The sequence below is a fragment of the Pseudomonas sp. CK-NBRI-02 genome (assembly GCF_008124495.1).
Lineage (GTDB): Bacteria > Pseudomonadota > Gammaproteobacteria > Pseudomonadales > Pseudomonadaceae > Aquipseudomonas > Aquipseudomonas guariconensis.
The window spans coordinates 459978-483536 of sequence record NZ_VSJH01000015.1; the positions used below are offsets into that span (position 1 = coordinate 459978).

At 61.0% G+C, this 23559-nt stretch carries 22 protein-coding genes and 1 pseudogene; 4 read left to right on the plus strand and 19 right to left on the minus strand.

From position 1 onward, the window contains the following. Positions 1-28: 28 nt before the first annotated feature. The 4 genes from DQ397_RS13090 to DQ397_RS13105 all read right to left on the minus strand — a co-directional run bounded on the left by DQ397_RS13090 (position 29) and on the right by DQ397_RS13105 (position 5037). Positions 29-595 (minus strand): GNAT family N-acetyltransferase, encoded by a 567-nt coding sequence (locus DQ397_RS13090; protein WP_043211839.1) that lies wholly within the window; start codon positions 593-595, stop codon positions 29-31. A gap of 225 nt (positions 596-820) precedes the next feature. After that, entirely contained in the window at positions 821-2167 is a 1347-nt protein-coding gene (locus DQ397_RS13095; protein WP_043211837.1) for an aminotransferase class I/II-fold pyridoxal phosphate-dependent enzyme, read from the minus strand. Beyond that, complete coding sequence (locus DQ397_RS13100; protein WP_070574525.1) at positions 2167-3564, minus strand: hypothetical protein; 1398 nt, start codon at positions 3562-3564, stop codon at positions 2167-2169. The genes DQ397_RS13095 and DQ397_RS13100 overlap by 1 nt, the downstream gene beginning before the upstream one ends. A gap of 456 nt (positions 3565-4020) precedes the next feature. Beyond that, positions 4021-5037 (minus strand): zinc-dependent alcohol dehydrogenase family protein, encoded by a 1017-nt coding sequence (locus DQ397_RS13105; protein WP_070574527.1) that lies wholly within the window; start codon positions 5035-5037, stop codon positions 4021-4023. Positions 5038-5245: 208 nt separating this feature from the next. Here DQ397_RS13105 and DQ397_RS13110 point away from each other — a divergent pair, with 208 nt between their 5' ends. Continuing rightward, positions 5246-6160 carry a LysR family transcriptional regulator gene (locus DQ397_RS13110; RefSeq protein WP_043211831.1) on the plus strand — a complete coding sequence of 305 codons (915 nt, stop codon included), beginning with the start codon at positions 5246-5248 and terminating at the stop codon, positions 6158-6160. A gap of 18 nt (positions 6161-6178) precedes the next feature. Here the strand turns inward: DQ397_RS13110 and leuA are convergent, their stop codons facing one another. Then, the gene (gene leuA / locus DQ397_RS13115) at positions 6179-7873 is read right to left on the minus strand and encodes a 2-isopropylmalate synthase (RefSeq protein ID WP_148921562.1); all 1695 of its coding nucleotides are present in this window, start codon (positions 7871-7873) and stop codon (positions 6179-6181) included. 363 nt (positions 7874-8236) lie between these two features. Between leuA and DQ397_RS13120 the strand changes: the two genes are divergently transcribed. Together DQ397_RS13120 and DQ397_RS13125 are read left to right on the plus strand one after the other, a co-directional pair. Further along, entirely contained in the window at positions 8237-8833 is a 597-nt protein-coding gene (locus DQ397_RS13120; protein ID WP_043211829.1) for an NAD(P)H-dependent oxidoreductase, read from the plus strand. Positions 8834-8856: 23 nt separating this feature from the next. After that, positions 8857-9456, plus strand: a complete 600-nt coding sequence (locus tag DQ397_RS13125) for a TetR/AcrR family transcriptional regulator (protein WP_043211827.1) — start codon at positions 8857-8859, stop codon at positions 9454-9456. 124 nt (positions 9457-9580) lie between these two features. Here DQ397_RS13125 and DQ397_RS13130 read toward each other — a convergent pair whose 3' ends face one another. After that, on the minus strand, positions 9581-9997 hold the full coding sequence (locus DQ397_RS13130; RefSeq protein ID WP_043211826.1) for a RidA family protein: 417 nt from the start codon (positions 9995-9997) through the stop codon (positions 9581-9583). 79 nt (positions 9998-10076) lie between these two features. Beyond that, positions 10077-10529, minus strand: coding sequence for a PACE efflux transporter (locus tag DQ397_RS13135; protein WP_043211820.1), 453 nt, complete (start codon positions 10527-10529; stop codon positions 10077-10079). 112 nt (positions 10530-10641) lie between these two features. Between DQ397_RS13135 and DQ397_RS13140 the strand changes: the two genes are divergently transcribed. After that, positions 10642-11535, plus strand: coding sequence for a LysR substrate-binding domain-containing protein (locus DQ397_RS13140; protein ID WP_043211818.1), 894 nt, complete (start codon positions 10642-10644; stop codon positions 11533-11535). A gap of 49 nt (positions 11536-11584) precedes the next feature. On the opposite strand, the gene DQ397_RS13145 is transcribed toward DQ397_RS13140, so the two are convergent. The 12 genes and pseudogenes from DQ397_RS13145 to DQ397_RS13200 all read right to left on the minus strand — a co-directional run. Continuing rightward, the gene (locus DQ397_RS13145) at positions 11585-11860 is read right to left on the minus strand and encodes a hypothetical protein (protein WP_043211816.1); all 276 of its coding nucleotides are present in this window, start codon (positions 11858-11860) and stop codon (positions 11585-11587) included. Positions 11861-12043: 183 nt separating this feature from the next. Next, positions 12044-12775, minus strand: coding sequence for a DUF2063 domain-containing protein (locus tag DQ397_RS13150; RefSeq protein ID WP_043211813.1), 732 nt, complete (start codon positions 12773-12775; stop codon positions 12044-12046). Continuing rightward, positions 12768-13613 (minus strand): DUF692 domain-containing protein, encoded by an 846-nt coding sequence (locus DQ397_RS13155; RefSeq protein WP_043211811.1) that lies wholly within the window; start codon positions 13611-13613, stop codon positions 12768-12770. Before DQ397_RS13155 ends, DQ397_RS13150 begins: the two co-directional genes overlap by 8 nt. A gap of 63 nt (positions 13614-13676) precedes the next feature. Next, on the minus strand, positions 13677-14198 hold the full coding sequence (locus tag DQ397_RS13160; RefSeq protein ID WP_043211809.1) for a hypothetical protein: 522 nt from the start codon (positions 14196-14198) through the stop codon (positions 13677-13679). Between the two features lie 200 nt (positions 14199-14398). Next, on the minus strand, positions 14399-15322 hold the full coding sequence (locus DQ397_RS13165) for a LysR family transcriptional regulator (protein WP_148921563.1): 924 nt from the start codon (positions 15320-15322) through the stop codon (positions 14399-14401). 115 nt (positions 15323-15437) lie between these two features. Then, a complete protein-coding gene (locus tag DQ397_RS13170; RefSeq protein ID WP_043215743.1) occupies positions 15438-16148 on the minus strand; it encodes an SDR family NAD(P)-dependent oxidoreductase in 711 nt (236 codons plus the stop codon). Positions 16149-16213: 65 nt separating this feature from the next. Further along, entirely contained in the window at positions 16214-16420 is a 207-nt protein-coding gene (locus tag DQ397_RS13175; RefSeq protein WP_043215742.1) for a 4-oxalocrotonate tautomerase family protein, read from the minus strand. 200 nt (positions 16421-16620) lie between these two features. Continuing rightward, on the minus strand, positions 16621-19470 hold the full coding sequence (locus DQ397_RS13180; protein ID WP_043215741.1) for an HD domain-containing phosphohydrolase: 2850 nt from the start codon (positions 19468-19470) through the stop codon (positions 16621-16623). 273 nt (positions 19471-19743) lie between these two features. Beyond that, positions 19744-20682: a Dyp-type peroxidase gene (locus tag DQ397_RS13185; RefSeq protein WP_043215739.1), complete on the minus strand. Its 939-nt coding sequence runs from the start codon at positions 20680-20682 to the stop codon at positions 19744-19746. A 126-nt stretch (positions 20683-20808) separates the two neighbouring features. Continuing rightward, positions 20809-21825 carry a cytochrome d ubiquinol oxidase subunit II gene (gene cydB, locus DQ397_RS13190; protein ID WP_043215738.1) on the minus strand — a complete coding sequence of 339 codons (1017 nt, stop codon included), beginning with the start codon at positions 21823-21825 and terminating at the stop codon, positions 20809-20811. 15 nt (positions 21826-21840) lie between these two features. Further along, positions 21841-23232, minus strand: a complete 1392-nt coding sequence (locus tag DQ397_RS13195; protein WP_043215736.1) for a cytochrome ubiquinol oxidase subunit I — start codon at positions 23230-23232, stop codon at positions 21841-21843. Between the two features lie 64 nt (positions 23233-23296). Then, positions 23297-23559, minus strand: a pseudogene (locus DQ397_RS13200) (CbbBc protein); the annotation flags it as partial.

A 23559-nucleotide genomic window follows, 5' to 3' on the forward strand; every position in this document is an offset into this window, starting at 1 on the left:
GGGGCCTGCAATGCCCGTTCAAGTGCCGTCAAGGCCTGTGCATTAGATAGGCTTCCCCGCTCACTCGAACCATCGGGTGGGGCACGATCGTGCAGGTTTTGACGATCTTGAAACCGTGCCGTTCGTAAAAGCGCCGGGCACCGGTGTTCGCAGCATAGTCGATCAAGCTCAGGCCCTTGAGCCCCAGTTGATCAGCGCGTTGCTGAGCCTGCTCAAGGAACTGTACACCCAAGCCCTGATTACGCCAGCCATCGTGAAGAGCCAAGCTCGAAATATAGAGCGTGTCGGGAACTTCCATATCGGCATAAGGTGCCAATACAGGGTCAGTCATCGGGGCTGGATCTGGATCGTGATGCATCGCGTAGCTATGCATCATGCCGATGACCTGCCCGTCGGCTTCTGCAATTAGGCAATTTTGATAGGAGAAATCCACGTCATCACGGGCATAACGGGCAGTGCCGACATCCAGCAAATCCTGGCCCGGTTCTGCCAACTGGCTCCAAATATAATCGGCTACCCCTTCGGAAGTTATTTGAAACAACCGAGCAATGTCACGCGCATCCGAGCTGCGACCCGGACGAAATACGACGGCCATGTAGACGACTCCAGACAAAGTGTCGCCCCTTATAGCGTGTAGGAAAACGTGTTTCAACAGCGCCTATAAAAAGACACGCCAATGTTATTAACCAACTTGAAAGTGCGTCGTACTAGGCTATTTAAATGTCGTACTCAGGCAACAATGAAGACTTAACTCACTTTGGCCACTTTAATATTGAAAACACAATGATCCCTGGCGGAACCGATCAGCGGACGCACTCGCTCAACGACCGACAAGTACCCTCCCCAACCGGCGCAACACTTGGTCCAGCCCCTCCCATGACTCGGCGCACCAGACCAACAGCACGTGCTGCGGGAAACTGCCTTTGAGCCCGAACAACTCCCCAGGAATGACAGACAACGGGCTGCCCGCCACTGCCGCCAGAATGGCGTCCATGTCGATCGGTTGGTTCAGGCGTGCCCAGATCCCCCGCCCGCCATCAGGCTTGGCAAACGCCAGGTGCGTGCCCAGACGCAGTTCGATTCGACTGCAGAGGTAGTCCATTCGAGTCTGCAGATCGAAGCGCAAGGCAGGCAAGCTATCGTCGACCTCCCCTTTTGTGAACGTATGCGCTACCGCTTGCTGACGCAGTGGGGGTAACAGAAAGCCTCGTCTGGCGATGGCTTCGTCGACGCAGGGTTGGCGACACAGCAGGTAGGTGTAAGGCGCTTCAGCGCCCAACGTGGCCTCCAGCGAACCGAGTATCAGCAGGCGACTCGCGTCGATGTCATCGCGTAGCCGCGACGCCGGAGGGCCTGCGAAACAGTGGTCGCTGTCCATGTCGTTCTCCAGCAGCAGAGCGGGATGCTCGGCGAGCACACGGGCCAGTTGCTGCTGATCCTGCGCAGGCGTCAGGCGGCCCAGTGGCATGGACAGGCAGGAAGGCATCACCACAAGCTGTACCGGCTCATGTTCGAGCAAGCGTGTGAACGCGCCCATGTCCATCCCCCCATGAGCAGCCAACGGTGCTTCCAGTACTCGCATGCCAGCCTGCTGCAAGCCATGCAACAGGCGCCAGCAGCAAGGGGTTGCAACCACAGCCGTTGCCCCTTGAAGACGCAGGGCAAGCAACAGCGTTTCAAGCAAGGCCTGTACATCCGTGGCCAAGTGCACGTGCCGAGCATTCCAGCAATGGCCAGAAGCGCGGGTGTAGCGTGCGGCCAAAACGCTACGCAACAACGCGCCGCTGCCCAAGCGCCACGTCGCCTGCCCGCCCTGGCGCGAGAGGCGTCGTTCATGGGCGAGCAACGTGCGTTCCAGTGTATGAGGCGATGGCATGGCCAGGACGGATACCGGAGGGACCAAGGGCGCATGCGCCTCTGTCGAAGCGATCTGCGGTTCGGCGAAATTCACGAAGTACCCTGATTTGGGCACCGAACGAACCCGGCCTTGACGCTCCAACAGGCTGTACGCGCACTGTACGGTCGCCAGCGAAACCCGAAGGCGCCGGGCCAGGTCGCGCAAGGAGGGTAGACGCCCCCGTTCTGCATAATCGGCTTGGGCAATCAGGGCATCCAGATAGCGATATATGCCCTGGTAGGCGAATTCCCCACGCGCCGAACGCCCCATCAGAATGCCGCCTGGCGGACGATCACAGGCGTAGAGTCCAGGGGTGGCAACCACCGCAGCGCTGCATCCCGCCGCGTCAAACTCACCAGCAGGCGCCAAGCGGATGGCTCGAGGCGAGCCGCGTAGATCGCCTGCAACTGCACCAGGCTCAACCCACTGACGTCCACCAGCCAGTGCTTGATGGTTTCAGGGCAAGGTTTGCCTTGCAGTGCCTTGTGCAGATAAGGCAAGGCCACTCCCATGCGTGGATGGCAAGCGTGCACGAAGTCCGCCAGTTTTTTACCTCGCCCGCTGAAAGGGGTGAACAGCAGGCACGTGAGTTGCTCCTCATTGAGCCCCAGCCCCTGCAGGAACGACACCCTTCCCTGCTGCTGTACCCGCAGCCACCAGCTGGCGCGTGCATCCTTAATAGAGAGCTGCCCCTCCCGCTCCCGGGGCTGTCGCGCCCGCAGATGTGCATGCGCCCCCGTCAGGTTTTCCACGATGCCGGACGCTGTCCAGGCGCCCAGTGGCGTATTGGCTAGGCCATGCTCTTTTGGCGGGCCCAGCATCGCGTCCAGGTGATGCGCTTCGCTCGAGGGGCAAAGCAAGTCGTCCACCGTCAACATCTTGAGCGGCAACTCAGGGCGCATTGCCGTGGGCATGTCCAGACACCGTCCCAATGGTGCCCCGACCCGCATATGCAGGCGACTCAACCCCTCAGCCAAGGCCGCAGCACACCGAGCCACGTCGCCAAGCCCCTCGAGCTCCCCAGTCAGTCGCAAGATCCGCCGCCCCCAGGCCATGACACGTCTGCGCTCACGATCAGGCAAGGCCGTGATCAAGGCGGTGGCAGCGCCGCTGTGATCGAGCGTCCCTTGCAAGGCGCCAGCCAGTTGCAGATGCAAGCGGCAGCCCAGCAGGGCCTTGGGCGTTGCCTCGGTGAGGTGCCCGAACATCAGCAAGGCCTGCCGCGAAGCCACCCAAGGCCGCACGGCTTGTGCCACGCAGGTGCTGAACGGCACCACCTTGTCATCTTCCAGCATGAGCAGCTGTACCCTGGGGTCATCCTGCATGAACAGCGCGTTGAACAGGCGCTCATGACTCAGTTGCATATGTGGGTCGGGCGCGGGCAGACAGCTCACGATCACCCTCAAACGGAAGGTCCGGCCGCCACGCAAGGCCAGACTTAACTGTGCAGCGCGTAAATTCGCCAGCAGATGCGCACTGCGACGGTCCCCCCCCAGCACCACCACCAGCTGGAACTCACCGATGTACGGCTCCCCGCCTGCGGCGACCGTCAACCGCTGGATCAACAATTGCAGCGAGGCGTGTTGCCCGCGGGGCATCTGATTACATACACGGTCCAATACTTGTTGATAGATGGACTGCATGGCCTGGTCATGAAGACTGCTCATCGGAACACTCCCTGTTCTTCATCACGGTGTTTAAACGTAAAGTGCGAAATAAACAGTTTGGCCAGTCCAACTTTGCTGACCTTTCCTACAAAGTCTTGGGAAATACCGAAGCACACCACCCAAGCCAATTCATCCCGCACACTGGCGCACGCGCGCCAAAGCCTTCCCAAGCCCATCCATCGCTCCTATGAATCATCCGTACAGGGTCATTATCGAAGGTTGCATTACGAATAAAAGATACAGATCTGGGTAAAAAAACCATTCACCCACGTCCGCTTTAATCGTTAAAAGTTAAGACGTAATTGCATGACTGCAGCCCCACACCTCATTTATTAATTGTCAACTTCTACCTGTAAGACAATATTCAATGATGCGTAGGAATTATCTTTAGCTCGACCCAAAGAAAAAGCCCGGACCAAAGGCCCGGGCTTTTTTTGCACGATGACAAGCTTGGCATTAACCCATCGTCAAGACGATCCGCCCCCCACAGGGGCATTCATCCATCTCGCGATGTGCCTCGACCACATCGGTGAACGGATAGACCTTGCTGATTTGGGGTGTCAGCAACTGATCGGCGGTGAACTGATTGATGTCACGCAGGGCACGTTGCAAGGCAACCTGGTCCTGCGCAATGCCCAGCTCCGGCTTACCGGTGAAATTGCCGATGCAGTGCACGTAGAACTGAATGTTCTTCTGAAACGCCGCACAGGCCGGGAATGGCGTCTGGTTTCCGCCCTGCAGGCCGTACAGCACCAGGCTGCCACGCGGTGCCAGGACATCTCCAAGCAGCGACATCTGCGGCCCGCCCATGCCGTCCAGGACCATGTCGACGCCACGGCCATCGGTGTATTTGGCCACCTGCATGAGCAGGTCCTGCTCTTCGGTGACGATCACTTTCTCGGCGCCAAGGCTCAGCAGGTAGTCGCGCTGCTCGGGGTCCTTGGTGGCGGCAAACACCTTCAGACCCAATGCCTTGCCCAGTTGCACGAAGGCAGGCCCCGCGCAATGGCTGGCGTCAGTGACCAATGCAGTTTGGCCGGCTTTCGCACGGGCCAGGTCGACGTAGGCGAAGTAGGCAATCAGCAGCGGTGTGTAATGCACGCTGGCTTCGATCGGCGTCAGGATGTCGGGGTAACGGGTGATGGCGGTACGCGGCAGGACGATGACATCGCCATAGACCGGGTGTTCGTTGGCGCTGGTGGCCGGAAAGCTGGCTACCCGATCGCCCACGGCGATATCCTCGACGCCCTCGCCGACCGCCGTCACTACCCCGGCCATTTCATGACCGATGCCCGCCGGCAGGCGTGCCTGGGAGGGTGCCAGGTTCTGCCGCCAGAGCACGTCGTACCAGCTGACGCCAATCGCCTGGACGCGGATCTGCACCTCGCCCGTCGCGGGGGACGGCTCGGTCTGCTCTTCGCAGCGCAGAACGTCGGCGGCGCCGAACTTGTGGAAACGAATCATGCGGGACATCACATACCTCGCCTTCGTGAATCTCGTATTACCACGGACTTTATCCGGGCTTTTACCGTAAGACCATCAGTGGCTATTAATAGTTGACATGCCTGTCATCGATTGGGCTCCTGGCAAATCCGTGCATTGGTCCCCGGAAATCGGTGCAGGGTACCAGCCTTTGGCCTTAAGATTCATCCCTGACCTACTCTAGGCCGAGCACTCTTCGATGAACCGTAACGACCTGCGCCGCGTAGACCTGAACCTGCTGATCGTGTTCGAGACACTCATGCACGAACGCAGTGTGACCCGTGCCGCCGAGAAGCTGTTCCTCGGCCAGCCGGCGATCAGTGCCGCCCTGTCGCGCCTGCGTACCCTCTTCGATGACCCGCTGTTCGTGCGTACCGGCCGCAGCATGGAGCCCTCGGCCAGGGCTCATGAGATCTTCGCCCTGCTCTCGCCGGCGCTGGACTCGATCTCCACGGCCGTCAGCCGCGCCGCCGACTTCGACCCAGCCACCAGCACCTCGGTGTTTCGCATCGGCCTCTCCGACGATGCCGAATTCGCCTTGCTGCCGCTGTTGCTCAAACGGATTCGCGCCGAAGCGCCGGGCATCGTGCTGGTTGTGCGCCGGGTCAACTACCTGCTGATGCCCACATTGCTCGCCTCTGGCGAGATCTCGGTAGGCGTGAGCTACACCAATGAACTGCCAGCCAACGCAAAGCGCAAGATCCTGCGCCGCAGCCAGCCCAAGTTGCTGCGCGCCGATAGCATGCCCGGCAGCCTGAGCCTCGATGATTTCTGTGCACGGCCCCATGCCCTGGTGTCGTTCGCAGGCGATCTGTCCGGCTTCATCGACGAAGCCCTCGAACAGATCGGCCGCAAGCGCCATGTGGTCCTGGCCGTGCCGCAGTTCAACGGCCTGGGTAGCCTGTTGGCGGGCACCGACATCGTCGCCACGGTGCCCGACTACACCGCCGACGCACTGACCGCCGCCGGCGGCCTGCGCGCCGAAGACCTCCCCCTGGACGTGCGCACCTTCGAGCTGCACATGGCCTGGCGCGGCGCACAGGACAACGACCCGGCCGAGCGGTGGTTGAGGTCGCGGATTCAGATGTTCTTCGGCGATCCTGACAGCCTTTGATCGCCAAGCGCGGTCTGCCTAAGCCGTGGCGGTTACGCTCAGAGACTTGAGCAATCCCAGACGCGTGGCACGGCAGACAGCGCTCACGACAGCCATGAGTGATGCCTGGAGCACGCTGCCGTCCCTGCCCACTCCAAACAGCAGCTGGTTGTTGACACGTATCTCGATGTAAGCGATGGCTTCGGACTGGGCGCCATCACGCACAGCGTGCTCGTGGTAATCGGCAATATCGAAGGCCAGACCTTGTTGGGCAAGCGCATCTACCAGCGCGGCCAATGGGCCGTTGCCTTCGCCAGCAAGCGCCAGGTGCTCACCGTCGATTGCCAGTTGTGCGTCAAGGTACGTACGGGTTTCGTCCGTGGCGAGCACCGGTTGCAGCAAGGTGTATGGATTGCCCTGCTCCAGATAGTGTTCGGTGAAGCACGACCAAATCATCTCACGGGTGATCTCCCTGCCTTCGGTATCGGCAACCTGCTGCACCAGCCCGCTGAATTCCATCTGCAACCGGCGCGGCAGGACGATACCCTGCTGCTCCAGCAGATAGGCCACACCACCCTTGCCTGACTGGCTGTTGACCCGGATGACGGCTTCATAACTACGCCCCATGTCGGCCGGATCGATCGGCAGGTACGGAACCTCCCAGAACCCGTCGGGATCGCTTTGGCGGCGGGCGAAGCCTTTCTTGATAGCGTCCTGGTGAGAGCCGGAAAATGCCGTGAATACCAATTCTCCCGCGTAGGGGTGACGTGGGTGGGTCGGCAACTGGTTACAGAACTCGACCTCGCGCTGGACGTGGATGATGTCGGAGAAATCCAGCCCTGGACTGATGCCACTGGTATAGAGGTTCATCGCCAAGGTCAGAAGATCGACATTACCGGTACGCTCACCATTACCGAACAACGTCCCCTCGACCCGCTCGGCTCCCGCCAGGCAGGCCTGCTCGGCAGTAGACACGCCGGTACCACGATCATTGTGTGGGTGGACGCTGATGATCACACTGTCACGCTTGCGTACATGGCGGCAAAACCATTCGATCTGGTCAGCGAACACGTTAGCGGTGGAGACTTCCACGGTAGTGGGCAGATTCAGGATCATCTTGTTGGTTGGTGTCGGATCGAATACATCGATCACCGCTTCACAGATTTCCAGGCCAAAGTCGAGCTCGGTGAAGCAAAAGGTTTCAGGCGAATATTGGTAAGTCCACTGCGTCTGCGGGTTGGCCTGCATCAGCGCCTTGATCTCACGGGTGGCCTGAGTGGCAATCTCGATGCAGCCAGCCCGATCCACGCCGAACACCACATCACGAAACACGGGAGCAGTGGCGTTATAAACATGCACGATGGCCCGTGGCACGCCCTTGAGCGCTTCGAAAGTACGTTCGATCAGGTGAGTGCGCGCCTGGGTCATGACCTGAATAGTGACATCCTCGGGAATGGCGCCGCTCTCGATCAATTCACGCACATAGTCGAAGTCGGTTTGTGAGGCGGCCGGGAAACCTACCTCAATCTGTTTGAAACCGACTTTCACCAGCAAGTCGAAAAAACGCCGCTTGCGTTCAGCGTTCATCGGCTCGATCAGTGCCTGGTTACCGTCACGCATGTCGACACTGCACCACAGGGGAGCGGCCTTTTGAACGCGATTGGGCCATTGGCGGTCTGGCAAATTGACTGTGGCGAAATGGCGATACTTACGGGAAGGATCCTTCAACATCATGGCGGCTTCTCCTCTGCCTGGGTTTGCTGTGTAGCCGCCCGAACAGAACCGGAGCGACATTGGATCCAATCTAAACCCTGGCCGCTTCAGGAGGATTGCGTTTTGTCGCTCACAAATGCCAAATTTCCAACATATATTGCTATGTACTTCGAATAATTGGGTTTTTATAGCCGCATAGTTCAAAAACAAGAACTCTTCTACCGAAACACCGTTCTACAGTGATCGACCTTACAAATCGGTACCGTCGCCCGGCACTGCGCAAGACATTCGACAAGTTACCAATGGTAGGTTACTTTTCGTAGCTAACAGCCAGCGGACACCTATGATCTCGACAGCCGCTCGCCAAACTGCCGGAGTATCGCCATGCACAGCCTAATCGTCGTCGCCCACCCCAATTCCGATTCCTTGACTCATGCCATAGCCCGGCACGTCGCCCTGGGCATAGCCGCTTCTGACGCGCAGCACACTAGTGAATTTGCAGATCTCGCGGCCGAAGGTTTCGATCCGCGTTTCAACCAAGAGGATCAAGCGCTCTTCATGAAACAAGCCGCAGCGCCTGCTGACGTGGCCAGTGAGCAAGAGCGACTGGATCGTGCCGATGCCTTGGTCATTGTTTACCCGATCTATTGGTGGTCATTCCCTGCCTTGCTCAAAGGCTGGATTGATCGGGTGTTTTCGATGGGCTGGGCCTACGAGGACAGTGGCAATGGCAAAGTCGTGAAAAAGCTGCAGCGTCTGCAGGTTCACCTGGTTGCCGTTGGCGGCGCCGATGAAGGGACCTTCACTCGACACGGCTACGGGCCTGCGATGAAGACCCAGATCGACCACGGGATTTTCGATTACTGCGGAGCCCGTGTGCACAGCTCCACCTTGCTTCTGGCATCGGATGAGGGTTATCCGCAGGTTCATCTGGAGACTGCGTACAAGATAGGCGCCGGTATGGCAGCTTCCCAGCACTGAACAAGAGTGGGACAATCGGCAGCATGACTTCACCAACTTCCGTACCTTCGCGCCGACGCCTGCCCCGAGAAGCCCGCACCCGCCAGTTGCTGGAGGCCTCCTGGGCATTGATCGGCGATGAGGGTACGGATGCCCTCACGCTGGGTCGCCTGGCCGATGTAGCAGGCATCACCAAACCTGTGGTTTACGATCACTTCGGAACCCGCAATGGCCTGCTCGCCGCCCTCTACGAAGACTACGACATCCGCCAGACAGCCCTTTTCGATGCCGCCGTCGCAACCGCCGAGCCCACGTTGACGGACAAAGCACGTATCTTCGCCGCTGCCTATGTCGATTGCGTGCTGACACAAGGGCGTGAGATCCAAGGGGTCCTGGCGGCACTCAGCGGGTCTCCGGAGCTTGCGGCCGTCAAACGCCGATATCAGAAAGCATTCATCCAAAAATGTGCGGACGTGTTTGCGCCCTTCGCCGGCTCCGCTGGCCTATCGAGCGCTAGCCTGTGGGCCATGCTTGGCGCCGCCGACGCCCTGTCCGATGCTGCGGTAGTGGGAGACATCACTGCAGAGCAGGCAAAGGAAGAGCTGCGCCAGACCATACTGGGCATGGTCAAACGCAGCGGCTGAACTGCGACACACTGCAACAACGCTTACCGCGATCGAAGTGCAAGAAATGGTCTTGCTCAATTTAGTTGTCGCAATCCAATGGACATGGGCGAAGCCTGTGCCCGTAAGGTTTCGCGAATGCCGCTCAGCTACAAGCAGCCACCGCCTCGATTTCCACAAGCATCCCATCCAGCGCCAGTCGTGACACCGGAATCAACGTACAGACGGGCGCCCTGTCCTTCCAGACCCGATCGACCTCCCTGACCCACTCGCGCAGGCGATGCTCATCATGATCGACGATCAGCAAGGTCAGCTTGAACACTTGATGCAAGCTTGCGCCCTGCGATTGGAGTGCGGTGCTCAGGTTGGCCAATGCCTGTCTGGCCTGCTCAGAGAACGCCGATGGCAGTCGCCCATGGACATCCTCACCGCCTTGCCCGGCGATGAACAACAGCCTGGTCCCAGGTGCCACTGCCGCGACGTGGGAATATCCATTATCGCGCGGGTCATACAACCCAGCTGGATTGGACAGCTCGAACACAGGACGAGAATCGTTGAACATAGGGCTACTCCAGTGGTGAGAGCGGGCATTCTGAAACCTCGAGTTAACCTAAGGTCAAGCGTGCAGCCCGAAGTCGCTTTCAAGGCCCAGTGCACGCATCGGCCGGCGCCTTGCCCTGCGCCGACAGAGGCACATCGAACACACGATCGAAGCTCCACTGAAATAGCAGTGCATAGAAGAAGAAAAACACGAACAACCCCAGATCGGTCACCAATGCGGCCCACCACGAGATCTGCAGCCACCAGGCGACCAAGGGCACCAACAGCACCACCAGCCCGCCTTCGAACCCCACCGAATGAAGCAGACGCCTTCCGACAGTACGCGCCCGGTTCGCCTGACGGCTCTCCCAGAACTCGAACAGGTAGTTGTACACCACGTTCCAAAGCAAGGCGCTGGCAGACAGCATCAACGACAGGGCACCGGCATGCGCCAAGCCATTCTTGTAGACCAGGGCGATTGCAGGTGACAGAACGGCGACGGCGATGGCTTCATAAAGCACAGCCTGTACGACTTTTCGAAGAGGGCCTTGCATGACGATGCACCTATGATTGAGCGAGTGCCGCTCACCTTAGCGCCCGATGAAAGCCAGGAAAAATGAGATAAATTGAGCCGGTCCCAATCCAATTCATCCAGGGAGGTGGTGGGTGTTCTCCACGCTTGCGCTCAACGCGCTGCGCAGCTTCGAGGCTGCGGCACGCCTAGGCAGTTTCAAGACCGCCGCCGAGGAACTGTCTGTCACACCGGCGGCCATTTCCCACCAGGTCAAGGCGCTGGAGGCCCGGCTTGGCACGTTGCTGTTCGAGCGCTCCGGGCAAGGCGTGGCACTGACCGAGCAAGGCGAACAGCTCTATCGCCAGGTCCACCAAGCGTTCCTCGATATCAGCCGGAGCCTGGAACACTTCCTGCCGAAAACCACTTCGCTGACCCTCACCCTCACCACGACGCCCGGTTTGGCCGCGAGCTGGCTGATCCCAAGGCTCGGCGCTTTCTATCGTGCTTTCCCGCAGCTGGACATACGGGTCGACACCCGTAACGAGCTGGTGGACCTGTTACGTGACTCCAGCGTCGACATCGCCATTCGAGCCGTCAGCCGCCCAGATCCGAAGCTGTTCAGCCAGCCGCTGATGAACGAACGCTTCTCGGTCTATGCCGCACCAGCCGTGCTGGCCCGCCTGGATGAGGACCAACTGCAGCTGATAGACCTCCGCTGGCAGATTCCGCAAGGCGACACGATCAATTGGCAAAGCTGGTGTGCAGCCGCCGGCTGTGCGCACTGGCTGGGACGGGCACGCATGCGTGAGTTCGATGATGAGCATTATGCGTTGGCGGCCGCCATCGCGGGCCATGGATTGGTGCTGGCAAGCAACGTGCTGGTGGCCGACAGCCTCAAGCGAGGTGAACTGATGACCTTCAGGCCTGAAATCAGCCTGCCAGGGCCACGTTACATGGCGGTGTGCGTGCCGGGCCGAGAGCGACAGGAAGAAATGAAAGCGTTGCTGACGTGGTTGGAAGAAGCGGCGGCGGCCACCATGGCGTGAATCCGGTGCGCCGGGGCGGTTTATCCACCCCAGCGCGGTTCAAAGGCAATCAGCGGTCTTTGTCCCACTTTTCAGTGTCGCCTTGCGGCTGTTGCCCACCCATGCGGTCTTGCTGCGAGGGGTTCTTTTGGTCGGTCATGTTCTGGCCAGACTGCCCACCTTGGCTTCCCGAATCCCGGGAGCGATCCCAATCCTTGTTCATTTTGTCCTCAGGCTTACGGCCGGATTCGGAGCCACCTTTTTGCTGATTGGACCCTTGGCCACCTTGTTGACCTGCGCCGGTGCTGCCGCCTTGGTCGCCACGGTTGTCTTGATTGTTAGCCATGATCGCTTACCTCAAGTCAAACACAGGAAGATCTGTGTTCCTGTATGAGTGGCAGAAGTCGTCGCGCTATGCATTTTCTTCAGCAATTTCAGACCAAATGCCTTAACAACCACAGGCCCGGCATTTATGGCTCAAAACGCCACGACCTCCTAGCCTGCAGCCTGACGTCAAGCGCTTGATTGGTCACGCGGTGCCGATGACGACGCCTTGGGCTTTGAGGTTATGGAGCAACGCACTGCCTTGGGATTCGATAGCCGCTCGTTCGACACCCGCCCAATCAGCTACCACGGCGAGGTGTTCCCGACCGGTGAGCGGTTGCTGTTGCATTGACACCAGCAGCGCATGGGCCAACGGCGCAAGCCGCGCGAAGTGGATTTTCTGGTCTGCACCGCGTCGCGCCAGCAACAACGTGGGTTCGGCTGGTGCTGCCAGCGGAATGTGGTCGGGGCCGATATGGCTGACCGGCCAGGCATAGGCCAAGGGCATGGCAAGGCTCGATAGCAGCGGCACACCGTCGAGCAGGTCGCCCTCTGGATCATGGGACGCGTCGGTGGCGTCGCTAAGCAACAACAGGGTCTCGACCCATTCATAGTGGGCCAGTTCGGCGACCCAGCCCGGCAGGTCGGCGCGGGTCTCCAGGTAGTTGACCCACTCGCCTGCCACTTCAGTGAACAACGGCGTCTTGCAGCGGTGGCTGGCATAGAAATCCGCAGTCAGCGATTGCCATTGCGCCTGGGGCAACGTGGCGCTCAGCACAGGGAAGCTGCCAGCCAGCAGCGACCGCATATTGCCCAGAAACAGTTGTCGGTACACCGCTAGGCGCCGCGCTTCGATGCCGGGCGGTGCAGGGTTGGCGTGCGGATCGCGAATGAAACGGCTCATGCACAGTTGCTGTTCGCGCAAAGTCTCAGCCATGACGCACCTCCGGCGCTTGCGCGTCGACCTGCAGCATCCGGATGGCCTCCACCTCGCCGAGCAGTTCGGCAAGTGGCGGGAAATTGAAATCGCGCTCCAGCAAAGTCGGCACCACCCCCAGGTACTGGTAGGCGCTGTGCAACAATTGCCAGACGTCATGCTGCACCGCAGCACCGTGGGTATCGATCTTTAGATCAGGCGCTTCATCGTAATGACCGGCCACATGCAGGCAAGCCACCCGCCCGGCTGGCACACGGGCAAGGAAAGCGTCAGCGTCGTAACCGTGGTTGCAGGCGTTGACGACCAGGTTGTTGATGTCCAGCAACAGATCGCAGTCGGCCTCATTCAGCACCGCGCACAAGAAATCGATCTCGGACATCGCCTGGTAAGGCGCCGCATAGTAGGAAATGTTCTCCACAGCGATGCGTCGACCGAGGGCATCCTGAACCTCACGAATGCGCCTGGCAGTATGGCGCACCGCTTCATCGGTGAAAGGCATGGGGATCAGGTCGTACAAATGGCCGTCATCGCTGCAATAGCTCAGGTGTTCGCTGAACAGCGGGACATCATGCTGGTCGAGAAAGGCACGGATGCGCCGCAAGAACTCATGATCCAGCGGTTCGGGGCCACCAAGGGACAACGAAAGGCCGTGGCAGGACAGCGTAAAGCGCTCGGCCAGGCGGGCCAGGCTCTCACCATAGGCGCCGCCGACGCCGATCCAGTTGTCTGGCGCACACTCGAGAAAATCCACCGCCCCAACATCCATATTCAACAACTCAGGCAAAAGCGACCGACGCAGGCCGAGCCCAGCACCGTGCAAGGCAAACGAAGTACTCATGGGTGATCTCCTGGGGGCTGTCGCCTCCCCGGCCGACGTGCTCGGGGAGGCGATCAGCGAAGGTCAGTTCCTGGCCTGGCTCAACTTGCTGTACAGATCGGAAGGGAATGGCTTGCCGTTGGCGTCGAACTGGTTCTTGCGGAACTGGTACACCTCACCCTCGGAGAGGAAGCCGTCGTGATTGGCGTCGATGGCATCGAACTCGGCATTGGCTTTGGGCGCGACCGCCAGCAGCTCGGCACGCGAGACCCGGCCATCATGGTTGGTGTCGGTACGGGCGAAGGAGGCATCGCCACACTTGCCCTCCCCGCACTTGCCTTCAGCCTGGGTCGCCTTGGCCTGGGCGCCATCGGCACCGCATTTGCCCTCGCCGCACTTGCCTTCAGTCTGGGTCGCCTTGGCGCCACTGGCACCGCACTTGCCCTCACCACACTTGCCCTCCCCGGCTTTTTGCGCGGAAGCAAGCTGATAGCCCTGGGGCATTGCGTCCACGGCGAAGGCGGCGGATGTCATGTTGATGCCTCCGACCAGGGCGATGGTGAGCAGGCCGAGGCGGGTCTTGCTTGGGAACTGGGAACGGGACATGGTGATTCTCCGAAATATCTATGCGATTGGCCGCTAGGGCGAACGTGCCGGGGAACGTGGCCTAGGGCCGTTTCGTTCAGGCAGGTTCATTTGGCCTCACGCGTGTATCGCGCACGTATCCGCAGGTAGCGGCATTTGTAAGCGAAGCCTTGCAAGCAGGCGCTTAGATACACAGAGATACATTCAGCCCAGGCGTCGGATTACAGCGCTGCCCATTGCTCGCGGTACTGCAGCAGAAAGTCCACGAAGACCCTGACCCGCTGAGGAATGGAGCGCCCATGGGGATACAGCAAGGTATAGGGCCGGGAACGCCCGCCATAAGCGGCGAGAACCTCGACCAGACGGCCATCGGCCAGCTGTTGCTCGACAATGAACTTGTAGGTCTGGAACAGCCCCGCACCGTGTTCAGCGAGCGTGACGCCGCCTAGGACATCGTCGGAGCAGGCATAGCCACCGTCGGTGAAGATCTCTCGCTCTCGGCCTTGCTCCTGGAACAGCCACGAAATCCGCCGCCCACTGCTGGGCAGCTCGAACTGAATGCACTCGTGAGCCTCCAGATCCTCAAGCACCTGCGGTGTGCCGGCCTTGGCCAGATACGCAGGCGAGGCCACCACGACCAGCTTGGCGTCTTCGAGCAAGCGCGCGACCAGCGTCGAATCTGGCTGAGCCCTGACCCGGATCGCCAGATCGTACCCCTCCGCCACGAAGTCGATGTTCCGGTTGCCCAGGTGAATCTCCACGGTGACCTGCGGATAGCGCTCGCGAAATAGCGGCAGCAACGGAAGGATGCGGTGATGCCCGTAGGTGGTCGGCAGGCTGATACGCAAACGCCCAGACGGTGTCGCCTGCGCGCCCATGACGGTTTGCTGGGCTTCCACCAGTTGACTGAGCGCCTGGCTGCACTGCTCGAAGAAGGTTCGCCCGGCCTCGGTCAGGCGGATGCTGCGGGTGGTTCTGGCAAAGAGTCGCGACCCCAGTCGCTTCTCCAGACGAAGAATCGAGCGGCTGACCGCCGCGGGGGTAACACCGGCAAGCTGGGCCGCGGCAGTGAAACTACCGGCCTCTGCAGCCAGGCAGAACAATTCGATGCTGCCCAACTGCAAATCGTCGAAATGGCGCTTCATCACAGGTACCGGGTAGGAAGATCCTGAGGCAGATCTTTACCACACCCGGCAACAGAAAAGCATCGTGACCCCAACGGCTTTACCGCCCGTGCGAGCCGGTAAAGCCACCTTCGAATCAATGGCCTGCGCTTTGGCCACCGTCTACATGCAGGATCTCGCCGGTGACGAAACCTGCGCCCTCCAGGTACAGGATCGCCTGCACGATATCGTCAATCCCGCCCATATGACCGACCGGGTGCAGCTTGCCCAGCGCCTCGTGGGTTTCAGCAGCATGCATCGGCGTTCTGATGATGCCTGGAGAGACCGCGTTGACCCGAATGCCGCGCTTGGCATATTCGATCGCCAGGGATCGGGTCGCCGCATTGATCCCGCCCTTGGTCAGGGACGCCAATACCGAAGGCACGCCGTCGATCGCATGATCGACCAGACTGGTGGTGATGCTGACGACATGGCCGCGCCCTTGTTTTTCCATTTCCACCATCGCCTGCTGGGTAATGTAGAAAAAGCCGCTCATGTTGGTCGCCACGACCTGCGCGTAATCGGCATGGGTGTAGTGGGTGAACGGCTTGGCGACAAAGATGCCGGCGTTGTTGACCAGGGTGTCTATCCGCCCGAAGCGGGCGATCGCCTCGCCAACGACGCGCTCGGCAGTCTGCGGGTCGGCGATGTCGCCAGCGATGGTCAGGATGTCCGGGTCGCTCGACGGCTGGATGGAGCGGGAGGTGGCGACCACCTGCCAGCCGCGTTCGCGAAAGCCCTTGACGACGCCTGCGCCAATGCCTTGGGAGGCGCCGGTAACAATGACGACCTTGCTTGAAGTGTTCATGGTGATTCCTCGGTCCAAGCGATGAGTTCAGGAAAAGCGTTGCGCTAGCGTTTTGCGCGAACAGCTCACTGCGCCTGCTGCTTGCGATAGGCCGTCGTGGTCATGCCCGCGTACCCCCAGTTATCCGTGTCGATCTCTTCGATCACGATATGGGTGAGCGCTGGGTCCTTGTTCAGGACACGCTCCATGGTTTGGGTGATCTCCTGGATCACCTGGGCCTTTTGCTGCGCGGTGACGCCGTCGCGAGTGATACGTACGCTGATGAAAGGCATGGTGTGCTCTCCGTTCGCTGCGGTGTCGGAATGACGGGGCAGCAGGTGGAGAAGACTGTAGAAAGTTGCCATGGAAGGATAAATACAGGCCGGAGCACTTCATTTGTGATGCGGTGTATCAAATAGCGCGGGCAAGCGACCGCGTCTTCACGAGACTCGCCCAGGGTGGGCTGATCGGACCGATACAGCCCAGTTACACGTTAAAGCTGCCCCACCCAATACGACACATCCACCTCGTCGATCTGCTCGGGACGCAAGAACCGCTGCGCATATTCCTGGTACACCCCGCTAGTGAGGAACAACCGCAACAGTTGCCCATCGATGTGGTTGTCGCGGGCCATCGTGACCAGGATCTTCACCGACTCGGACAGGGTCTTGGCCGGTTTGTAAGGCCGATCGGCAGCGGTCAGAGCCTCGAAGATATCGGCAATGGCCATGATCCGCTCAGGAATCCCCAAGTCATCCCTGCCCTGCCGGCGCGGATAGCCCGCGCCATCCATCCGCTCATGGTGGCTGCCGGCGATGGCCGAGACACGCTTGAGATGACGTGGGAACGGCAGTGAGTCGAGCATGATGATGGTCTGCACGATGTGCTCGTTGATCTTGAAGCGCTCCTCCTCGTTGAGCGTGCCGCGGCGGATCGAGAGGTTGTACAACTCACCGGCGTTACTGGCATGAGCCGGCAGGCGCATGTCGAAGCCCCAGATGTTGCGCGGGTCATCCTTGGCCACAGGTGGCTTGCGCGCCCCCCAGGGCATCCGGTGATCATCGCGGTCAGCCAGCAGCAGCTCATCGGCCGGCAACGGCACGGGAGGAACACCTGCCAATCGCTCTTCCTCGTCCCGCGAGAGCCCCAGCCGATTGTCGAAGTGCCGTTGCCAACGCCGCTGGCCGATACGCTGCAGTCGTTCAATGTCCTGCTCCTGCATGAACTCTCCACCGATATTGGCCTTGGCAACGAAGGCAAACGCTTCCTGCAGTTCGGCCCGGGCGCGCTCGAGCGTACGCTGCAGTGGCGGTTGATCCGCGCCGCTGGCCAGCCCACGCCAGTAATCGAGCTCGGCATCGCGCCAGAGCACTTCGAAGCGCATGCGTATTTCATGGATGCGGTTGTAGAGGGTTTCCAGCTTGGTCGCCTTGTCCACCACGTATTCGGGGCTGGTGACCTTGCCGCAGTCGTGCAGCCAGGCAGCGACATGGAACTCATAGCGCTCGGCATCACTCAGGGTGAAGTCGGCATAAGGGCCGCTGTCGGCTTGCACGGCTTTGTCCAACAGCATCTGGGCCAGTTGCGGCACCCGCTCGCAATGACCTCCCGTGTAGGGGCTCTTGGCGTCGATGGCATCGGCCAACAACTTAATCATGGCATCGAGCAGGCGTTGCTGAGCCTCGACCAACTGACGTGTTTCGATGGCCACGGCCGCGGCGCCGGACAACTCCTCGACAAAGCGTCGAAATGGCTGCCCCACCCCTTCGCCTGTCCGATCAGCTTCCAGTTGCAGCACCAGAATGCCGAGCAGCGCCTGACTTCGGTCGTTGAGCACGACCGCCAGGCTGCGCCCACACAGTTGAAGGGCATGGCTGACGACTGCCGCCAAGTCCCGGTGATCGTCCGCTTGAATCTGGAGCTGCGCTGGATAGGCCTCGCTACCGCAGCAAGTGGCCAGGCGCAACTGCGCAGGCTCCGCATCGAACAGGTAGACCGCTCCGGCGTGCACGCCGGCGGCATCGACCAAGTGCGCCAACACGCCTTCGAGCATGCGTTCGAGTTGGCTCTCACGGCTGAGCGTGAGAGTGATCGCCTGAAAGCTGCGGATCGTCCCGGACATGCGGCTGAGCACCTGGCTCAGCTCGCGCACCTCCGACACCCGTGACCTGACCCCCACCTCGCGGCTGAAGTCGAAACCTGCCAGGCCGCGAACCTGCTCGGCTAGCAGACGTAACGGACGACCGATACGCTGGCCGAGCAAGCCGCCCAGCACCAGCAAAACGGCCATCAGCGCCGCGGTCCAGAGCAACTGCTCGAACAACACCTTGCGCGCACCCGCCAACAGTTCATGACCAGGCACGGCGATCAGCACCTGCAAGTCCTGCCCGGCCAAGCTGGTGAGCGGCACACGCATGCCGTACCAGGCTTCCCCGTCTACCTGGAAACGCTTGGGGCTGGCGCCTTGGGACTGGTCGGCATACAGCTGCGCAAGGCTGGGAATCCCCAGCTCACTGATGCGCGACAGGCGCACCGTCTCGCCCTCGTGCACGATGACCCGCTTGAGATCCGGATAGGCCACCACGCTGCCTTGATCGTCGATCACCGCAAGCTCGGTCCCTGCAGTCATGCGCAGGTCCCGGCTTTCGCTGGCCAGGTCATCGACCGAGACATCCATGCCGATCACCGCCTCGCCCTTGACGCTGCGCTGGGCCAGGGTCATGCCGACCTCGCGGGTGGTGAAGAACACATAAGGGCGGGTCAGCACGGTGGTGCTTTGCCCTGAAGCCTCGACGAACCACGGGCGCGCGCGTGGATCGAACTGGTAGTCCGGCTTGTCCTGGGCCTGGAGCAGGTTGAGTTGGCGGTCATAGAATCGCCATTGGCCCGACATCGCCCCGCCCGCCTGCCGGCTGACGCTCTGCACCAGGAAGGCCGTGCCAGGTGGCGCCGCGAAACGCTCGAGCAGCTGAGGCTCCCGAAGCCTGCGTACGAGCAGGAACTCGCCATTGGCGTAACCCACATAGGCGGCGCTGAGCATCTTGTTGGCATTCAGGCTTTCGACCAGTTGCGGGAGCCGCTCCAGGCGTTGGGCCAGGTCGCCGGCGAGCGGATCGGCGGCCAGCAACCGCAGACTGCTCTGTACCGGATCGACCAGCCGGCGGGCACGCTCGTCGATCGTCTTGCCCACCTGCAGGGCAGTATCCCCAGCGGCGGCCAGCAGGGTCTCTCGAACTCCGCTGTAGCCCTGCCAGGCCAGGCCTGCGCCCAGCAGCAACATGCCCAGCATGATTGCCAGCGCCACCAGAAGCTGCAAAGAAAGGCCACGCCCGGGGGTGTTCATCGCCGCAACCCCCCAGGGCACCTGGCCGCACATACCCCGGACACAAAGCCCGCCGACTGGCGAGCGACAACGATCAGCACACAGCCCATCCCAGGTACTCCATGTGTGGCGCTTCCAACAGTGTAATCAGCCAGCGCGATCGTGCTGGCCCGATGTGTAGCCCTTGCTCAGTGCCGCGCAGTCGCGGGCTCGGAGAGGCGATAAGGACACATCGAGCACGTTCCGGATACGACAGCGCCCACGTCGTCACGTGGGCGCTGTCGTATCAACCGGTCACTGTTCGCATACGGCCAGGAACGTCGCCGACGGCACGAAGAACAGCCCACCGGTGACGGCACGGCTGAAGTCCAGCAGCCGGTCGTAGTTGCCGGGCGGCTTGCCGATGAACATGTTCTCCAGCATTTGCTCGATCGGCGCCGGCGAGCGCGCATACCCGATGAAATAGGTGCCGAACTCCCCTGCCCCAGGGCGCCCGAACGGCATGTTGTCGCGCAGGATCTTCACCTCCTGGCCGTTTTCTTCCAGGGTGGTCAGCGAGCTGTGCGAGTTGCTGGGTTTTACCGACTCGTCCAGCTCGATGTCCGAAAGCTTGGTGCGCCCGATGATGTGTTCCTGCTCCGCCGTGGACAGCCCGTTCCAAGCGGTCATGTCGTGCAGGTACTTCTGCACCAGCACGTAGCTTCCGCCCGCGAACGAAGGGTCTTCGTCGCCGACGAGGGTGAACTTGCCGACCTCGCGGCCCGTGGGGTTCTCGGTGCCGTCGACGAAACCGATGATGCTGCGCATGTCGAAATACCGAAAGCCCTGGACCTCGTCGACCACCGTTACGGCGCCCTCCAGACGCTTCATGATCTGCGCAGCCAACTCGAAGCACAGGTCCATCTGTTCGGCGCGGATGTGCAGCAGAATGTCCCCGGCAGTGGCTACCGCCACGCGATCGCCACTGCCGATTTCACGAAACGGATGCAACGACGCCGGGCGCGGTACCTGGAACAGCACATCCCACACGCTCGCACCAAAACCCACGACGCAGGACAAGTTGCCCGAAGGTACCCGTTTGCCCACCGAGCGAACCAGCCCGGCAAGGTCGCCGCACAAACCGCGGACGCAATCCCGGCTGGCGTCGCCGGGGTTCAAGGTAGCCACGAGGAAAATGGCACTGTGGGTGATCGGGGTTTCGACAGCCTGGGGTTCGATCTCGGAAATGTTCATCACAGCTTTCGCCTTGTTGACAGTCAGCTAGCAGGAACCTTCGCCTGCGCACGGCTGTGCGACGCAGGCTTGGTCTATCGGTATAGCACAGGCCAGCCAGAGGCCCCGCCCAAACACCAGGCGCGGTCAGTGGTAAGCATCCCCCGCTTTGACCTTGCCGCGGAACACGTGGTAGCTCCAGAACGTGTAGGCCAGGATGATGGGAATGATGAACAGCGCGCCCATCAAGGCAAACAGCTGGCTTGTGAGCGGCGCGGCGGCCTGCCAGAGGTTGATCGAGGGCGGCACGATGTTAGGCCAGATGCTGATCGCAAGTCCCAGGTAGCCGAGAAACACCAAGGCCACCACGCCCATGAACGGCAAATGCGAATGGCGCTTGCGCAGGGTCTTCTGGATCACCACCACCGCCAGCACGGCCAAACCGGCAATCAGCGCAGAGCGGATCCAGTGGCTGCCGGCGAACCAGCGCTGGGCAATGTCGGCGTGCAGCCAGGCCGTCCAGGCACAGATCACCACGATCACCATTGCCAGCAAATACAGCAGCGGACGGCTGTAATGGCGCATGCGCGACTCCAGCATGCCGTCGGTCTTGATCAGCAACCAGGTGCTGCCGAGCAACGCGTAGGCCAGGATCAAGCCCACGCCGCAGAACAGCGGGAACGGCGCCAGCCAGTCCAGCGCGCTGCCGGCGAACTGGCGGTTCTGCACGGGGATGCCCGAGATATAGGTGCCGATGGCAACGCCCTGGAAGAACGTGGCCAGCACCGAGCCGCCGATGAACGCCTTGTCCCAGAGGTGGCGCTTGCGCGGATGCGCCTTGAAGCGGAACTCGAACGCGACGCCGCGGAAGATCAGCCCGGCCAAAACCAGCACCAGCGGCAGGTACAGCGCCTCGAGAATCACCGAGTACGCCAGCGGAAATGCGCCATACAGCGCCGCAGCCCCCAACACCGCCCAGGTTTCATTGCCATCCCAGACCGGCGCGACGGTGTTCATCATCACATCGCGCTCGCTGGAGTCGCTGATCAGGGGAAACAGGATCCCCAGGCCCAGGTCGAAGCCATCCATGATCACGTACATCATCAGGCCGAAGGCGATGATCACGCCCCAGATGACCGACAAATCGATACCTTGAATTGCCATGCTTGCGCTCCCCTATCAATCCGCTACCGACAGCGGACGACGCGCTGTCGCAAGTTGGCCCGGTTGCTCAGGCAATACGTGCGCCTCATGGGTCTTCGGCCCTTTGCGTACCAGACGCATCATGTAGCCGATACCCACCGTGAACACCGAGAAGTAGATCAGGACGAACAGCGCCAGGGTGATGCTCATCTGGGTGGCGCTGTGATTGGACGCCGCCTGCGTGGTGCGCAACATGCCGTAGACCACCCACGGCTGACGGCCGACCTCGGTGGTGAACCACCCGGCGAGCAAGGCGATCAAGCCCGACGGCCCCATGAGCAAGGCGAACCACAGGAAGAGTCGGTTGCGGTACAGGGCGCCGCCTCGGCGCAATACCAAGGCCAGCAGTGCACAAGCCAGCATCAACATGCCCAGTCCAGCCATGACCCGGAAGCTCCAGAAGATGATCGTAGAGTTGGGTCGGTCCTCTTTGGCAAAGCTCTTGAGCGCCGGAATCTGCTTGTCCAGGCTGTGGGTCAGGATCAGGCTGCCCAGGTAAGGCACCTCCAGGCTGTAGCGGGTCCTTTCGGCGTCCATGTCCGGCAGGCCGAACAACACCAGTGGCGAGGCCTCACCCGGGATATTTTCCCAGTGCCCTTCGATGGCTGCGATCTTGGCCGGCTGATGCTCCAGGGTATTGAGCCCGTGGGCATCGCCCACCACGACCTGCACAGGCGTGGCCACCAGGATCATCCACATGGCCATCGACAGCATCTTGCGCACCTGTGGCGTATCACGGCCACGCAGTAAGTGCCAGGCGGCCGAGGCGCCCACGAACAACGCAGTCGACAGGAATGCGGCCAACGCCATGTGCGCCAGGCGGTACGGGAACGACGGATTGAAGACAATCCTGAACCAGTCCATCGGCACGACACGGCCATCGACGATCTCGATACCTTGCGGTGTCTGCATCCAGCTGTTGGACGAGAGAATCCAGAACATCGAGATGAGCGTGCCGATGGCCACCATGATGGTGGCGAAGAAGTGCAGCTTGCGCCCTACCCGGTCCCAGCCGAACAACATCACGCCCAGGAAGCCCGCCTCCAGGAAGAACGCCGTCAGCACCTCATAGGTGAGCAACGGCCCGGTCACGCTGCCCGCGAAGTCTGAAAAACGCGCCCAGTTGGTGCCGAACTCGTAAGCCATGACCAGGCCCGAGACCACGCCCATGCCAAAGTTGACGGCGAAGATCTTCGACCAGAAGTGGTAAAGGTCCTTGTAGACCGCGTTGCCGGTCTTCAGCCAGCAACCTTCGAGCACTGCCAGAAAGCTTGCCAGACCAATAGTGATGGCCGGAAAGATGATGTGAAACGAGACCGTGAAGGCGAACTGAATCCGCGCCAGGTCCAACGCATCTAGATTCGACATGACAATATCCTTGCAGGCCGCCGGCCGTTACCGGCCAGGGCCTGTGCACAGGGGAACGTGAGGGTTATTCGGCGACGGTGTGGATCAGATTGTCGGGCCGCGCCTTTTCCAACCTGATGGCGACGAATTTGGACGTGGGCGTGTAGGTCCGGTCGCCGTAGCTTTCCAGGGGCACCAGCGGGTTGGTTTCCGGGTAGTACGCCGCGGCCTGGCCTTCAGGCAGGTCGTAGGGCACCAACTGAAAGCCCGATACGCGCCGCTCACGGCCGTCTTCCCAGAGCGAGACCATGTCCACCTGCTCGCCGGGCTCAAAGCCCAGGCGGCGGA

Bases quoted from the DNA above. Each gene is read 5' to 3' on its own strand.
- DQ397_RS13090 (WP_043211839.1), bottom strand. From the start codon at position 595: ATGGCCGTCGTATTTCGTCCGGGTCGCAGCTCGGATGCGCGTGACATT.
- DQ397_RS13095 (WP_043211837.1), bottom strand. From the start codon at position 2,167: ATGGGGCGTTCGGCGCGTGGGGAATTCGCCTACCAGGGCATATATCGC.
- DQ397_RS13100 (WP_070574525.1), bottom strand. From the start codon at position 3,564: ATGAGCAGTCTTCATGACCAGGCCATGCAGTCCATCTATCAACAAGTA.
- DQ397_RS13105 (WP_070574527.1), bottom strand. From the start codon at position 5,037: ATGTCCCGCATGATTCGTTTCCACAAGTTCGGCGCCGCCGACGTTCTG.
- DQ397_RS13110 (WP_043211831.1), top strand. From the start codon at position 5,246: ATGAACCGTAACGACCTGCGCCGCGTAGACCTGAACCTGCTGATCGTG.
- leuA (WP_148921562.1), bottom strand. From the start codon at position 7,873: ATGATGTTGAAGGATCCTTCCCGTAAGTATCGCCATTTCGCCACAGTC.
- DQ397_RS13120 (WP_043211829.1), top strand. From the start codon at position 8,237: ATGCACAGCCTAATCGTCGTCGCCCACCCCAATTCCGATTCCTTGACT.
- DQ397_RS13125 (WP_043211827.1), top strand. From the start codon at position 8,857: ATGACTTCACCAACTTCCGTACCTTCGCGCCGACGCCTGCCCCGAGAA.
- DQ397_RS13130 (WP_043211826.1), bottom strand. From the start codon at position 9,997: ATGTTCAACGATTCTCGTCCTGTGTTCGAGCTGTCCAATCCAGCTGGG.
- DQ397_RS13135 (WP_043211820.1), bottom strand. From the start codon at position 10,529: ATGCAAGGCCCTCTTCGAAAAGTCGTACAGGCTGTGCTTTATGAAGCC.
- DQ397_RS13145 (WP_043211816.1), bottom strand. From the start codon at position 11,860: ATGGCTAACAATCAAGACAACCGTGGCGACCAAGGCGGCAGCACCGGC.
- DQ397_RS13150 (WP_043211813.1), bottom strand. From the start codon at position 12,775: ATGGCTGAGACTTTGCGCGAACAGCAACTGTGCATGAGCCGTTTCATT.
- DQ397_RS13155 (WP_043211811.1), bottom strand. From the start codon at position 13,613: ATGAGTACTTCGTTTGCCTTGCACGGTGCTGGGCTCGGCCTGCGTCGG.
- DQ397_RS13160 (WP_043211809.1), bottom strand. From the start codon at position 14,198: ATGTCCCGTTCCCAGTTCCCAAGCAAGACCCGCCTCGGCCTGCTCACC.
- DQ397_RS13165 (WP_148921563.1), bottom strand. From the start codon at position 15,322: ATGAAGCGCCATTTCGACGATTTGCAGTTGGGCAGCATCGAATTGTTC.
- DQ397_RS13170 (WP_043215743.1), bottom strand. From the start codon at position 16,148: ATGAACACTTCAAGCAAGGTCGTCATTGTTACCGGCGCCTCCCAAGGC.
- DQ397_RS13175 (WP_043215742.1), bottom strand. From the start codon at position 16,420: ATGCCTTTCATCAGCGTACGTATCACTCGCGACGGCGTCACCGCGCAG.
- DQ397_RS13180 (WP_043215741.1), bottom strand. From the start codon at position 19,470: ATGAACACCCCCGGGCGTGGCCTTTCTTTGCAGCTTCTGGTGGCGCTG.
- DQ397_RS13185 (WP_043215739.1), bottom strand. From the start codon at position 20,682: ATGAACATTTCCGAGATCGAACCCCAGGCTGTCGAAACCCCGATCACC.
- cydB (WP_043215738.1), bottom strand. From the start codon at position 21,825: ATGGCAATTCAAGGTATCGATTTGTCGGTCATCTGGGGCGTGATCATC.
- DQ397_RS13195 (WP_043215736.1), bottom strand. From the start codon at position 23,232: ATGTCGAATCTAGATGCGTTGGACCTGGCGCGGATTCAGTTCGCCTTC.